Origin of the sequence: Polycladidibacter stylochi (genome assembly GCF_001562055.1) — a bacterium.
GTDB classification, from domain to species: Bacteria; Pseudomonadota; Alphaproteobacteria; order Rhizobiales; family Stappiaceae; genus Pseudovibrio; species Pseudovibrio stylochi.
The window spans coordinates 182,697-196,878 of sequence record NZ_LLWE01000019.1; the positions used below are offsets into that span (position 1 = coordinate 182,697).

At 49.4% G+C, this 14,182-nt stretch carries 11 protein-coding genes; 5 read left to right on the forward strand and 6 right to left on the reverse strand.

What is annotated here, in order from left to right:
- Position 1 precedes the first annotated feature (1 nt).
- Positions 2 to 487, reverse strand: a complete 486-nt coding sequence (locus AYK67_RS05985; RefSeq protein WP_068083698.1) for a MarR family winged helix-turn-helix transcriptional regulator — start codon at positions 485 to 487, stop codon at positions 2 to 4.
- A 303-nt stretch (positions 488 to 790) separates the two neighbouring features.
- Between AYK67_RS05985 and AYK67_RS05990 the strand changes: the two genes are divergently transcribed.
- The 5 genes from AYK67_RS05990 (at position 791) to speB (ending at position 7,461) form a co-directional block, all read left to right on the forward strand.
- Positions 791 to 1,891: an Acg family FMN-binding oxidoreductase gene (locus AYK67_RS05990; protein WP_068083701.1), complete on the forward strand. Its 1,101-nt coding sequence runs from the start codon at positions 791 to 793 to the stop codon at positions 1,889 to 1,891.
- A gap of 365 nt (positions 1,892 to 2,256) precedes the next feature.
- Entirely contained in the window at positions 2,257 to 4,146 is a 1,890-nt protein-coding gene (speA, locus tag AYK67_RS05995) for a biosynthetic arginine decarboxylase (RefSeq protein WP_068083812.1), read from the forward strand.
- A gap of 21 nt (positions 4,147 to 4,167) precedes the next feature.
- Positions 4,168 to 5,379 carry a saccharopine dehydrogenase family protein gene (locus AYK67_RS06000; protein WP_068083703.1) on the forward strand — a complete coding sequence of 404 codons (1,212 nt, stop codon included), beginning with the start codon at positions 4,168 to 4,170 and terminating at the stop codon, positions 5,377 to 5,379.
- A 3-nt stretch (positions 5,380 to 5,382) separates the two neighbouring features.
- The gene (gene nspC, locus AYK67_RS06005; protein ID WP_068083705.1) at positions 5,383 to 6,558 is read left to right on the forward strand and encodes a carboxynorspermidine decarboxylase; all 1,176 of its coding nucleotides are present in this window, start codon (positions 5,383 to 5,385) and stop codon (positions 6,556 to 6,558) included.
- Positions 6,559 to 6,603: 45 nt separating this feature from the next.
- Positions 6,604 to 7,461 (forward strand): agmatinase, encoded by an 858-nt coding sequence (gene speB, locus AYK67_RS06010; protein WP_068083708.1) that lies wholly within the window; start codon positions 6,604 to 6,606, stop codon positions 7,459 to 7,461.
- 70 nt (positions 7,462 to 7,531) lie between these two features.
- Here speB and AYK67_RS06015 read toward each other — a convergent pair whose 3' ends face one another.
- The 5 genes from AYK67_RS06015 to AYK67_RS06035 form a co-directional block, all read right to left on the reverse strand.
- A complete protein-coding gene (locus tag AYK67_RS06015) occupies positions 7,532 to 8,932 on the reverse strand; it encodes a TRAP transporter large permease (protein ID WP_068083712.1) in 1,401 nt (466 codons plus the stop codon).
- A gap of 5 nt (positions 8,933 to 8,937) precedes the next feature.
- Positions 8,938 to 9,570 carry a TRAP transporter small permease gene (locus AYK67_RS06020; RefSeq protein ID WP_068083715.1) on the reverse strand — a complete coding sequence of 211 codons (633 nt, stop codon included), beginning with the start codon at positions 9,568 to 9,570 and terminating at the stop codon, positions 8,938 to 8,940.
- Between the two features lie 88 nt (positions 9,571 to 9,658).
- A complete protein-coding gene (locus tag AYK67_RS06025) occupies positions 9,659 to 10,660 on the reverse strand; it encodes a DctP family TRAP transporter solute-binding subunit (protein WP_068083721.1) in 1,002 nt (333 codons plus the stop codon).
- Positions 10,661 to 10,867: 207 nt separating this feature from the next.
- Positions 10,868 to 12,247 carry a sigma-54-dependent transcriptional regulator gene (locus AYK67_RS06030; protein WP_068083723.1) on the reverse strand — a complete coding sequence of 460 codons (1,380 nt, stop codon included), beginning with the start codon at positions 12,245 to 12,247 and terminating at the stop codon, positions 10,868 to 10,870.
- The gene (locus AYK67_RS06035; protein WP_156453068.1) at positions 12,247 to 14,082 is read right to left on the reverse strand and encodes a sensor histidine kinase; all 1,836 of its coding nucleotides are present in this window, start codon (positions 14,080 to 14,082) and stop codon (positions 12,247 to 12,249) included. Before AYK67_RS06035 ends, AYK67_RS06030 begins: the two co-directional genes overlap by 1 nt.
- Positions 14,083 to 14,182: the final 100 nt, after the last annotated feature.

Genomic DNA, 14,182 nt, shown 5'->3' on the forward strand with positions numbered 1-14,182 from the left:
ACTAGCCTTTATCTGCTTCAGTTGTCAGTTGTTCAAGGATTTGCCGTGTATGTTGTAATGTGTGAATAGCCTGCAAAAGCTTGCCACTGCCGAGCTCATTGATCACCGGCGCCATGAGCGCCACTTCTTGCTCTATCACCTTTGCGGTTAAATCCTTGCCCTTATCTGTCAACTGGTACTTCTTGGAGCGCTTATGTGCCTCGTTCGCGATTGCATCTATCAAGCCTTTATCGCGTAACTGATCGATAGGCACTTGAATATTCTGTCGGCTAACCCGCTTTTGCTGTGCAATTTGTGGTACAGTTTGCGGCCCTTCATTCTCTATGTGTAGTAAAAGCGAACGCATAAATGGCGTCAGGCCATTTTTATTCATTAAACTGGCGCTTAACCTATTGAGAAAAAAATAAAGTGTTGTGACCTCACCAAGGAGCCTTTTGCTCAATTCATCACGAGTAGAATCACCTAAATTAAATAATGTTTTATTCATTTAAAATGCCCTAGTCCTTTCAATACTATGACAAGTTTATTGTCAAAAATGGAGAAGATACCCCTCAAATAGATTATCATCATTAATTCATCAAAATTAAACTCTTTTGTTATGCTACTGACACTACATTATAATAAAAATTTATTATATAAATATATTCAACAGTAAATTTATGATGGAGATTTATTTCTTCTTTTCTTTGATTTATTATTCCAACCGGCCTCAATTTATAATTAGGATAACCTAATATTTTAGTTCTATCAGGCGGAATTCCCCCACTGATGTCTTTGTATGAGGCTCAAAATGATTAACAGACGCCGTTTTATTTTTACCGGTGCTGCCGCGGTGGCAAGCACCACCACAATTTCAGGTTGCGCAATGAGTGATAGCTTTACCCTCAAGACTAAAGAGCTCTGGGCAGAGCGAAAGGCCGCAGAGAACCACGATATAGAATACCTTGTCCATTATGCGACGCTGGCTGCAAACAACCACAACACCCAAAGTTGGCTTTTTCAACGTCGTGGCCCTAGTGTTGAAATATTACCAGACTTTGAACGCGCAACACCTATTGTGGACCCACGCGCAAACCATTTATACGCATCACTTGGTTGCGCTGCCGAGAATCTGGCACTTGCCGCGGGAGCAAATAAAATTGCCAGTAAAATCCAGTTTGTCGGGGACCAACGGAGCGGCAAAGTTGTTGTCGATTTAGGCGACCAGGGCACAGGGCACAAAGACCCCTTGTTTGATGCCATCACCAAGCGACAAAGCACACGCAGCCTATATGACGGTAATGAGGTGCCAAATTCCGAACTCGAGCTAATCGAGGCCGCCGCCGCCATAGAAGGCTGCCAGTTGCACTTTATTACCGAGAAGAAACGAATTGAGACCGCTCTTGAATTCACCATTAGCGCCAACTCGGTACAAGTTAAAGACGAAGCCTATAAAGAGGAGCTGAAGGACTGGATACGCTTTAGCAAAGGGCGGGCAATCAAAACAAGTGATGGCTTGTACGCAGCATGCTCCGGAAATCCAACAATGCCCGAGTTTATGGGCAAACTGATGTTTGATATGTTCTTCACCGTCGATGGTGAAAACAAAAAATACACCGAGCAAATACGTTCCGCCGCAGGTCTGGCAATTTTGGTCGCTGAAGACGAAAAACCAGAAAACTACGTTGCCGTTGGCCGCGCTTACCAACGCTTTGCATTGGAAGCAACACGGCTTGGCATAAAGACCTCGCTCATTAACCCCGCGATTGAAGTGGAAGGGGTACGTGAAGCACTTGCCACATGGCTTGGAGTACGCGGACAACACCCGGCTTTGCTAATCCGTTATGGATATGCTCCCGAGATGCCCTTTTCATTACGCCGTCCTGTTGAGGATGTCATCATCAGCGCATAAATGATAAAAGGCAGGGCAGTGACAGTACTTGCTCTGCCCACATTACTGCCAAGATTTGCCCGATTATCAAACGGACCTTATCTGCGCATTTTGGCGGCACTGGGTTTATACATATTATTATTCACCGCTTTTCATAAAATTATTGACTTTGCTACGCCCTTAGAGAGATTACGCAGTTCGATGCTGTGAATTTGAATTTCGCATGCATCCCTCACCCACCATCAGGGGGGCTTATAGCTCTAGCAGATGTTTGGGTGCTGCAAGATCATCTGGGGCACTGTTTTTGCAGGCTTCATAATTCGGTCGCTTGGTTTGCGGTGCTATTTTCTCCGACCGCGCCAAGAAGATATGAAAAGGATAAACGGTTGCGCCAGCATGTTGATGCTCCTCACTCCGTTTATGGTCTGGATCGTTGGGGCAAGGGGCTTGTTTCCGTGCTCCCCAATGGCGATATTGGCCTGAGCAATCCGCTTCTTCCCGAAGCACCAAAAATCAGCCTTCCCGAAATCGTTGAGGATTTGAAGCAGCGCGGCATTCACGCCCCCTTGCTGCTGCGGGTCGGTTCGTTTCTTGAACACGAGATCACCAAGATCAATCGTAGCTTTGGCGATGCGATTGAGCGGATCGGTTATGGCGGCGTGTATCGCGGCGTGTTCCCGATCAAGGTAAACCAGCAAGCCCAAGTGGTGGACCGTATTGTCGAATATGGCCGCCCCTATTCGTTTGGTCTTGAAGCGGGCTCCAAGCCGGAGCTGGTGATAGCCCTTGCGCATAACCTAGAAAAAGATGCGCTTATCGTTTGTAATGGTGTGAAGGACGAAGAATTTATTCGTCTTGCCATTCTCTCTCGCAAGCTGGGCTTTAACACCATTATTGTGCTGGAAAGCCCGAAAGAGCTGGATACCGTTATTGATGTGGTGAACGAGCTGGGCGAAGAGCCGCTACTTGGCGTCCGCGTTAAACTAACCAACGAGATTTCCGGCAACTGGGCGAAAAGCTCGGGCGACCGCTCGACATTCGGCATGAACACCGACCAGCTGGTAAGTGTTATCGACCGACTGCGCGAGGTTGATTTGCTGCATTGCCTTAAGCTGCAGCACTCGCATTTGGGCTCGCAGGTGCCGGACGTGAACGACGTGCGCCGCGCTGTGGGTGAAGCCTGCCGCTACTTTACCGAACTCTCGGGCGAAGGTGCTCCGCTGACCTATCTGGATTTGGGTGGTGGCCTTGGTGTGGACTATACCGGCGAGAAGCGGGCAACCGTTAACTCGGTCAACTATTCGGTTGAAGAATACGCTCACAACATCGTCGAGACCGTGGCCTATGCAATGGATGCGGCCAAACTAACACACCCAACCCTCATAACCGAGAGTGGGCGGGCGACTGTGGCCACTTCTTCCATGCTCATCTTCGATGTACTGGAAGCAACACTATTTGATGCAGATGCGGCACCGAATGTGGAAAGCAACGACCACCACCTCGTTTCCGACCTTGCCGCCGTAGGTGGATATCTTTCCAGCAAACGTCTGCAAGAGTGTATCAACGATGCCACCTATTACCGCAATGAGCTGCGCGATTTATTCCGCCGCGGCTATATTGACCTGCGCCAGATGGGACGGGCCGAGCGGATTTATTTGCACTTGATGGCGCAGATAAAAGATGTGGCGCGGGTGAGTGAGGACCACGAGGAAGTGCAGGCGCACTTGGAAACCCTCGTTGATATCTACCACTGCAATTTCTCGTTGTTCCAATCGCTACCAGATGTTTGGGCCATTGACCAGCTGCACCCGGTTGTACCGCTGCAAGACTTGAACACACCGCCAGATCGGCGTGCTGTTCTTTCTGACATTACCTGTGATTCGGATGGCAAGATCGATCAGTTCATTCTAGCAGATGGTGTACATCCTTCCCTACCCGTTCATAGCCTGCCAGAAGACCGCCCCTATTACCTGGGCGTATTCTTTGTCGGGGCCTATCAAGAAACGCTAGGTGATTTACATAACCTGTTTGGCGATACCAATGTCGCCACGATTGACCTGCGAGCCGATGGTGGCTTTGATTTGCTGCAGGAAGTGGAAGGCGATACCATTTCGCAGGTTCTTTCCTATGTGGAGTATGACCCGCGTGACTGCGTGGATGCCTTTAGAAAAATCATCGACCGCGCGATTTCCGAGGGGCGGGTCAAAACAGCAGATCGCCGTGTACTGCTGAACGCTTATCGTGACAGCATCAACGGCTACACCTATTACGAATAAAGCAAAGAAGGATATAGACGAATGAGTAGTACTCTAGTCATTGGAGCGGGCGGCGTATCGTCTGCCGCTGTTCACAAAATGGCGATGAACGCCGACATTTTTGGGAAAATTACTCTCGCCTCGCGTCGTAAGTTTAAATGCGATGATATTGCGGCCAGCGTGAAAGAGAAAACCGGCGTTGTAATCGAGACTGCCGAAGTGGACGCCATGGATGTGGCCGCCGTTGTTGCGCTGATCAAGCAGAGCGGCGCACAACTACTGGTGAACCTTGCCCTGCCCTATCAGGATTTGAAGCTGATGGATGCCTGCCTTGAGGCGGAAATCCATTATCTTGATACCGCCAATTACGAGCCTGAGGACGAAGCCAAGTTTGAATACCACTGGCAGTGGGCTTATCAGGAGCGTTTTAAGGAAAAGGGTCTGACCGCTATTCTCGGCTCCGGCTTTGATCCCGGTGTGACATCAGTTTTTGCTACATGGATCAAAAAGCACAAGCTGGACAGCATACGCCAGATCGACATTCTCGATTGCAACGGCGGCGATAATGGCAAAGCCTTCGCCACCAATTTTAACCCGGAAATCAACATTCGTGAAGTGACCGCCGAGGCACGTCACTGGGAAAAAGGCGACTGGGTTACCACCCCGGCGATGAGCCACAAAGTGGCTTTCGATTTCCCCGGTGTGGGCGAAAAGAACATGTACCTTATGTACCATGAGGAGCTGGAAAGCCTGAAAACCCACTTCCCGGAAATCAACCGCGCCCGCTTCTGGATGACCTTTGGCGATGCCTATATCAACCACGTGAAAGTGCTTGAAGGCATTGGCATGACCTCCATCGAGCCTGTCATGCACGAAGGGCACGAGATTATTCCGCTACAATTCCTGAAATCAGTATTGCCCGACCCAAGCGGACTGGGCGAGCTGACCAAGGGCAAAACCTGTATCGGTGATATCATCACCGGTGATGCCAAAGATGGTTCGGGCGAGAAGACCTATTACATCTACAACATCTGCGATCACGAAGAGTGTTACGCCGAAGTAGGCTCGCAGGCGGTTTCCTACACCACCGGTGTACCGGCCATGATTGGCGCGGCCATGGTGCTGAAGGGTATCTGGAACGAGCCGGGCGTATGGAACATGGAGCAACTGGACCCGGATGGCTTCATGGAGATGCTCAACACTCAAGGCTTGCCTTGGCAGGTGCATGAACTCAACGGCCCGGTTGATTTTTAAATCATGGCTGAAATGATGCAAACACAGGCAGGGGATGCCGGGGCATTTAAGCGGTTCGATCTGAGCCGCGTTCCCTCCCCTTGTTTTGTGGTGGATGAAGCGACGCTGGAGCGGAACCTCAAGATCCTTGCGGATGTGGGAGATCGCTCCGGCGCTCATATTTTGGCTGCGCTGAAAGCGTTTTCCATGTTTGCTGTCGCGCCGCTGGTGCGCCGGTATTTGCAAGGCACCTGTGCCTCTGGCCTCTATGAGGCCAAGCTGGGACGGGAGAAATATGGCGGTGAGGTTGCCACTTTCTGTGCTGGCTACAAGGCCAGTGAGTTTGAGCAGATCCTCTCTTATTCAGACCATGTGATTTTCAATAGTGCCAGCCAGAAACAAGCCCTGCTGCCGCTGGTTGCGAAGGCAGACCACCCCGTAAGTGTGGGCTTGCGGATCAATCCCGAGCACTCCGAGGGCGAGATTGCCAAGTATGATCCTTGCGCACCGTGTTCGCGGCTTGGCACGCCGGTCTCCCAGCTTACGCCAGAGGTGATGGCGGGCATAGACGGGCTACACATGCATACGCTGTGCGAGCAAGGTTTTGAGCCACTGGCCCGCACATGGGCGGCGGTTGAGCCCAAGCTGGCTCCGTACTTACCGCAGCTGAAATGGCTTAACTTTGGGGGCGGTCATCACATTACCCGCGCCGATTACGACCGCGAGGCGCTCATAGCGTTTATTAAGGATTTGAAGGTACGCACCGGACTTGAAATTTATCTGGAGCCGGGCGAGGCTGTCGCACTTGATACGGGCATACTGGTAGGCGAAATCCTCGATTTGCCCAAGAACACCATGAACCTTGCAATCTGCGATATCTCCGCAACTTGCCATATGCCAGATGTTATCGAAGCGCCTTATCGCCCTGCCATGCTGGGCGAAGTAAGTGAGGGGCATTGTTATCGTTTTGGCGGCCCATCTTGCTTGGCCGGAGACGTGATCGGCGATTACAGCTTTGATGCACCTTTGCAAGTGGGACAACGGTTCGCCTTTCTTGATCAAGCGCATTATTCCATGGTGAAAACCAATAGTTTCAACGGGGTACCGCTGCCAAGTATTGCGCTTTGGAACTCGGATACCGACGCGCTAGCCATGATCAGGCAATTCTCCTATGAGGATTTTTTAGGGCGCCTGTCTTGAGCATCAAGCCGCGATGGCTTTCTAGCGACCTTAAGGACACAACAGATGACAGTTTTTCTCGATAGTGAGTTAAGCGCGGATGAGCGCAACACCGAGAGCCGGTTTCAGGTTATTCCCATGCCGCTCGAGCGTACAGTTTCCTACGGTTCGGGCACGGCTTCGGGGCCTGAAGCCATTATCAATGCCAGTAATGAGCTGGAGCGGTTATGCCAGGGCAAGTTTCCTTGCGAAGCTGGCATTTTCACCCAACCGGTTGTGGCGTGTGATGGACCCTTGCCTGACGTGATGGAGCGGCTGGCAAAGTGCACTGAAGCGGCTGTCTTGGCGGGGCAGTTGCCGGTGACATTGGGCGGCGAGCATTCCCTCAGCTTTGGCGCGGTAAGCGGCGTTGCGCGGGCTTTGGCGCAGCAAGGCGAAGGGCCGATTGGGATTGTGCAGATTGATGCCCACGCGGACTTGCGCATTGCCTACCAAGGAGAGCCACATTCGCACGCTTCAGTTATGAATCTTCTGGTAGAAGATGGCGTTAAGCTGGCGCAATTTGGCGTACGCGCCCTATGCGAACAAGAGGTGCAATCACGCGAGAAATTCGGGGTGTTTTACAAGGATGCGGAAGAGCTGGTGACTGGTAACGTTTTTGATGTAGCGCTGCCCGAGGATTTTCCGCAAAATGTTTACATCTCATTCGATGTAGACGGCATTGACCCATCGCAAATGCCAGCAACAGGGACGCCGGTGCCCGGTGGTCTTAGCTACTATCAAGCGCTGCATTTGGTGGAGAATAGCCTGAAAGGGCGGCGCTGCGTAGGAATGGATATTGTCGAGCTGGCCCCGAATGGCGATCCCGCTTGGGATTTCACGACAGCGCAAATCGTTTATCGCCTGATGGCCGCAACGCTTTAGTTTATCCATCAAGACACCGACAATATAGAAAACGGCCCGGAAGCTAGAACTTCCGGGCCGTTTTCAATTTTTAATTGGTTATGATTTCTGGCCCCATAATTGTTGTGGGCAAGAAAGTTGAGAGCCAAGGAACGTAAGTTACCAGCACGAGGAAAAGCAGCAGAACGAGTACGAACGGCGTTGCAGCACGTACCACCTGCACCAAACTCATGCCTGTAATCCCCGAGGTCACGAACAAGTTGAGACCAATTGGCGGGGTGATCATGCCAATTTCCATGTTCACAACCATAATGATGCCCAAGTGAATTGGGTCAACACCCAGCTCGATGGCAATCGGGAAGACAACCGGTGCCACAATGAGCAGCAGGCCGGACGGTTCCATAAACTGGCCACCAATGAGCAGCAGGATATTGACGGCAATCAGGAATGTGAACCAGTTAAAGCCAGCATCTACCATCCAGTCTGTAATGACCTGCGGAATCCGTTCGGCGGTGAGCGTGTGGGCAAACAACATGGCGTTGACGATGATAAACATCAACATCACCGTGGTCTTGGCGGATTCAACAAATACCTTTTTGGTATCGCGGTGGAAAAACGCCGGAAAGAAACGGGTAATAATCAGCCAAGTATTGCGAATGACGGCATCGCCCATGCTTTCGCCAGGACGACGCCATACTTCACCTGCCAATGGGCCCATATCACGGTAGACAAACAGCGCAATGAGTGCTGCATAAACGGCTGCAACGGCAGCTGCTTCCGTTGGTGTGAACACACCTAGATAAATACCACCCAAAATGATGACCATTAGGAACATACCAAAGGCAGCCTCTGAGAAAGAGTGCCACAACTGGGAAATCTTCGGAAATGGTTGGGCTGGCATATTTTTTTTGCGAGCGATCAGATAAATCGTGCCCATAAGCATAAGGCCTGCCACGGTGCCTGGAATAACACCGGCAAGGAACATACGGCCAACCGACACATTGGTCGCAGCTGCGTACACCACCATGACGATAGAAGGGGGAATAAGTATGCCCAAAGTCCCAGCATTAGCCACAATACCGGCTGCAAAGTCTTTCGAATAACCTGCACGCTGCATGGCCGCGATAGAGATCGTTCCTATAGCTACAACCGTTGCAGGTGAAGAGCCGGAAAGGGCCGCAAAGATCATACAGGCGAAAACTGCTGCAATGGCGAGACCGCCGCGAATCCAACCCACGGTATCAATGGCAAAGTTCACGATACGACGGGCAACGCCACCGGTAGACATGAAACTGGAGGCCAGAATAAAGAATGGGATTGCCAGCAATGTGAAGTTTTGTGAGGCATTGAACAACTGTACAGCTACAGCGCTCATACTGTCATGGGAGAAAAACAGTGTATAGAGCACGGCCGATAAGCCAAGAGCAATGGCAATAGGTGCGCCGATCAATAGCAAGACCAGCACCATAATGAACAAAAAAGCGGTTTCCATCGGGGCTAGTCCTTTAATACGTCTTTATTATCTTCCACCAGCTCTTCAGCTTCATGGGCAGCAATTAGGGCATGTCTTTTGCCAAGCATGATTTGCCAAAATGCTTGGATAGAACGAAAAGCAAGCAAGCCAAGGCCGAGTGGCAGCATGACATACGATGTCCAGCGCGGGATGCGTTCTTTAACACCAAAAAATTCTTGGGCCCATTCAGGGAAGCGAAGGTCAACCATGCCGATAGGTAGCTTGTAGAATTTAGCAACATATGCCCAAGCACCTCCACTTGCGCCACGGTTTTCCAGGTTGAGTAAGTGCGCAACCCATGAGGCATCGATGAGCAAAACAGCATAAAGGAGTGTTGCCAGTGCACCGAGCATAGCAAACAAACGGTAGATAGGCTTGGGGAACAGGCCTGTAAGGGCATCAACCCCCAGATGCGAGCTGATTTTAATGCCGTAGCTCATTCCAAACAGGATAAGCCAGGCAAAGCAAACACGCGTGAATTCAAGTGCGCCACCCCAACCCGAGTTAAAGCCGTAGCGTGCAACTACTTGCGAAAAGGTTGTCAGTGTCATCACTGCCAGCAGGAAGGCAATAAGGTTTTCTTCCAACCCATCAATAAAGCTTTTTAGTTTTGACAATGTGTTTCCCCCTGATGCATCCGGCTATACACGGCAACATCTTATTGGGTAGCCCCGAAGCATAGATGCCCGGGGCTGCCATTAGTAATTATTTATTGGATGCGACAGCCGCGTCGATGTAGTCTTGACCAATGTCGTCAGCAAACTTGCCCCATACAGGCTTCATGGTATCAACCCATTGTTGACGCTGTTCAGGTGTCAGTTCACGTACAACAGTGCCGGCTTCAATTACTTTTTGCTTGTTCTCTTCGTTAATTGCAGTGGAACGCGCGTTATACTCGTCTGCCACTTCATTAAAGATTTTCAAGAACTGCTCACGAACATCTGGCTTTAAGCTTTCCAGCCATTCAGTAGAGGTTACAGCAAGGTATGTGAGAAGCTGGTGGTTGGTTTCTGTAATACCATCTTGTACTTCAAAGAACTTCTTGGTGTAGATGTTGGACCAAGTATTCTCCTGACCATCGACAACACCGGTTTGCAGCGCGCCGTATACCTCTTTAAAGGCCAGCTTTTGCGCGTTGCCGCCCATAGCCTCGATCATTGCTACAGCAACATCGGAGGTTTGAACACGGAACTTCAAGCCTTCAGCATCTGATGGTACCAGCAATGGCTTATTGGCTGAAAAGCTCTTCAAACCATTGAAAACATAACCAACACCGGTGAAGCCCATGTCAGACATAGCGAGCAAAAGCTCTTGCCCTTTTTCACCTTTAGTGAAGGTGTTCACCGCATCCATGTCTTTAAACAGGAATGGCAAGTCAAACAAACGGTACTTCAAAGAGTAAGCTTCAAACTTTGCCAGTGAAGGTGCTGCCAATTGCACGTCACCTAAAAGAAGCGCTTCCATGACTTTGTCATCATCAAACAATTGTGAACTTGGAAAGACCTGCATACATGCAATGCCATCCATTTCTTTGTTGATGCGTGCTGCCAATGCGTTGGCCATTTCACCTTTCGGGTGGCCTTTTGCAGAAACAACATGGCTAAACTTGATAACCATTTCACCATCATTACATTCTTCTGCCGCTTGAGCAGGAATGGAAAGGGCGAAGGATAGGGCCGCTGTTGCAGCTAAGATTTGCTTTTTCATAGAATTGCTCCCGATTAGTCGCTGGGTCCTCCCAGACCCGATAGCAACCATTCAGCAATTCCTGTGCCAAATTATAAAAATTATAAAAAACTTAGATATCTAAGGGTTTCCACGCTCAGACATTACGTCGCAATTCAAACTCCTCACCGAAATGTTTCCAAATAGGTACATACGTATTTTCCGCATGTGTCACTTTCGTGTCATACTTTAGGGTGATATCTCAACGGAAGATTCTTCTTTATCAACGGAAAGCCCGTATTTCTTCATTTTTTCATAGAGCGATTTTCTGGAAAGCTGGAGCGCTTCATAAGTTGGCTTAAGCTTGCCTTCATTTTGCTGCAAACTTTGAACGATCAAGTGGCGCTCGTAATCGGCGATTTGTTCGGCAAGAGGTTTAGAGCATGGCATTGCTGAACTCTGCTGCCCTTCTCCCTTCTCGCCGGGTTTCAACGCCCCTTCTAAACCTAATACAAAACGGTCGGCCACATTGCGCAGCTCCCTCACATTACCTGGCCACTCTTTTTGCATTAATTCTTGCATAAATTGAGCCGTAACCTCTGGTAAGTCACGCCGGTATCTCGCGCGAGCACTTCGTGCCAAGTGCAAGAACAACAAAGGGATATCTTCTCGCCGCTCTCTTAACGGCGGTAAAGACAGGGTAATGACATTGAGGCGGTAATATAAGTCTTTGCGAAATAGCCCCTGATCGCTCATAGCCGATAGGTCGTCTTTCGTGGCCGCAATAAAGCGCAGATCCAGCTCAATAGCCCTATTGGAACCCAGGCGCTCTATAGAACGGTTTTCAATGACACGCAGTAGCTTGACTTGCAACTCAAGGGGCATGGATTCAATTTCGTCTAAAAACACCGTACCGCCGTGCGCATGCTCTAGTTTTCCAATACGCTGGTTACTTGCGCCGGTAAAAGCGCCGCGCTCATGGCCGAACAGCTCTGATTCAATTATTTCAGCTGGAAGTGCGCCACAATTCAGTGCCACGAACGGTTTATCCTTGCGCATACCCTCATCATGTAAGGCTCTGGCAACCACCTCTTTACCCGCTCCGGTTTCTCCCAGTATCAAAACATCGGCATCGGTATCTGCCAATGTACGGATCATATCACGCAAATGCTCGATAGCCGGGGACTTGCCAACCAATCGCTGTTCCAGTCCGGAATGATCCCCCAGTTCTTCGCGCAGGACACGATTTTCCAATGTAAGACGACGTTTTTCCAACGCCCGCTTGACGATTGCACTCAAATTATTGATAGAAAATGGCTTTTCTTGAAAATCATAGGCACCTTTACGCATAGCCTCAACCGCTAAAGGCACATCACCATGTCCTGTCATTAAAACAACAGGTAGTGCGGCATCAATTTCAAAAGCTGCACGCATGAGCTCAAAACCATCCATTTTCGGCATGCGTATATCGCTCACCAATACCCCGTCAAACTCGTAGGATATATAATCGAGGGCTTTTTCCGGGCGGTCCAAAGCAACAACTGTGAAGCCAGCAAGCTCAAGACCTTCGGCAAGAGCCTCACGCATATCCTGATCATCATCGACGAGTAATATGGTTGCTTTGTTCATTATATCTCTAACAGCTCCTGAGCATGGCCTTGTTTTTTCAGGCGGACACAAAAGCATGCTCCACCCGTTGGAGAGGGGCTATAACTGAGTGAGCCGCCCATGTCGCGCATTATTTTATAGGCAATTGCGAGGCCGAGCCCCAAACCCTCACCAACATCCTTGGTTGTAAAAAATGGATCGAAAATCTGGCTTGCAGTCTGCGGGGACACCCCGCCCCCGTTATCTATTATGGATATTTCGGTAAAATCCGTATCATCGGTAACACATATGGTTAGCTTTGGTGAATCTGCAAATTTCATCGCATCCACTGCATTGCTAATGAGGTTCATAAGTACTTGCGTCAATCGAACCTGACAGGCATTGACAAAAATCGAGGATGATAGGCGTTGGTACTCTAGTTCAATGCCCTGTTGTTTTAGGCGCGGCCCTGCAAGTAACAGTGCTTCATCGATGACAGGCAAAATATCGACTTGTCTGATTTCACTACCGGCCTTACGTGAAAAACCTTTTAAAGTCTGGCTAATAGCCGCCATGCGGTCAACCATTGCTATGACACGTTGTAGATTTTTTTCTAACTTGTCGGATTTATTTTGTTTTTGCCATAGCAAGGCATTTTCAGCATGCATGCGAATAGCACCCAGCGGTTGGCTGAATTCGTGGGAAAGGGCAGCAGACATTTCGCCCAGCGTTGCCAGCTTTGCCGATTGGATCAAGCCTGCTTGTGTTTGTTGCAACTCACTTTCTGTAAGCTTATGCTTTGTCACTTCACGCTCTAGACGTTGGTTGGCCTCAAAGAGTGCTGCGGTACGCTCTTCTACTCTTTGCTCCAACTCCTCAGCGGTACGGCTATTCATTTCTATACGCTCTAATAAACGCCAGCGGCGGTCTAGCGTATACATAAGCAAACAAAGGGCCAAAAGCTGGAGTAGAGCTGAAATAACAGAAGTTCGCAGCGTTTGCTTTTTAACCTCTTCAATGCTGCTGAGAATAAATAGTTGCCAGCCCAAAACCGGTAGCTGCTTTGATAAATATAAAAACTCTTGGCTTACACCTTTTTCTCGTTTCTCAAGTGAAGCCAATGATACGGTTTCCACCGGCCCCGTTAACTGATCTAACGTCACAGTATTTAGGTTTTCCTCTTGCGAGAGAATAATCTTGGGAACAGGTTTGCCACGCCATGAACTGCGGTTGGTTATAGCGACAATTCTTTTTGGGGTTATGGCTGCCAGCGCGTCGGACGTTAAAGCCCAATCCTGCTCGACTTCGTTTAGCGAAAGACGTAGGGCAACCATGCCAATAATCTGCTGTTGGCTTCGAACGGGTGCAACAAACAAATAACTCACGGCATTATCAACAGGTGAAATGAATGTATCACGCCCTAAACGGCCCTGTTGCGCCGATTTGAACGCACTACTATTGCGATTGAATATTTGGCGTGAATGCGAACCTAAGCTGAAGCCGGGTAAATTGGAGCTAAAAAAATCACCATTCAAGTCAGTAAAAACGACTTCCTGCGCCCCTGACATACCGGCAATTCTTTTCGATACTTTGACCGCTTGATTGTGATTGCGGTTTTGTATGAGCTCTATAATGTCTGCCCGACGCGCAAGTAAGGGTGCCAGTAATCGGTATTTATCCAAATGATTTTCTAGGTTGGATAATTGCAGTGAAAGCGTTGCGGCCTTCCTCTCAATATGCGCATTGATATTTGCTTGCCAAGCAATGTGGTAGGTCGCCAGAGTGCCCATTACAAGCAATAGAGCACTACAAACGGCCAACAGTAACCGGTAGCTTAGTGATCCTGCCCACCTTATTCGTGATTTGCCTACCTGCAAAAAAGCCTACCCTTTAAGCTCACATTACCTGAATGCCCAACATTGGTATATCAGATCACGATCAACGAATGAAACTGCTTTTTAAAGAAAATCGTAATAG

Coding starts and splice junctions, on each gene's coding strand:
- AYK67_RS05985 (WP_068083698.1), bottom strand. CDS start 487: ATGAATAAAACATTATTTAATTTAGGTGATTCTACTCGTGATGAATTG.
- AYK67_RS05990 (WP_068083701.1), top strand. CDS start 791: ATGATTAACAGACGCCGTTTTATTTTTACCGGTGCTGCCGCGGTGGCA.
- AYK67_RS06000 (WP_068083703.1), top strand. CDS start 4,168: ATGAGTAGTACTCTAGTCATTGGAGCGGGCGGCGTATCGTCTGCCGCT.
- nspC (WP_068083705.1), top strand. CDS start 5,383: ATGGCTGAAATGATGCAAACACAGGCAGGGGATGCCGGGGCATTTAAG.
- speB (WP_068083708.1), top strand. CDS start 6,604: ATGACAGTTTTTCTCGATAGTGAGTTAAGCGCGGATGAGCGCAACACC.
- AYK67_RS06015 (WP_068083712.1), bottom strand. CDS start 8,932: ATGGAAACCGCTTTTTTGTTCATTATGGTGCTGGTCTTGCTATTGATC.
- AYK67_RS06025 (WP_068083721.1), bottom strand. CDS start 10,660: ATGAAAAAGCAAATCTTAGCTGCAACAGCGGCCCTATCCTTCGCCCTT.
- AYK67_RS06030 (WP_068083723.1), bottom strand. CDS start 12,247: ATGAACAAAGCAACCATATTACTCGTCGATGATGATCAGGATATGCGT.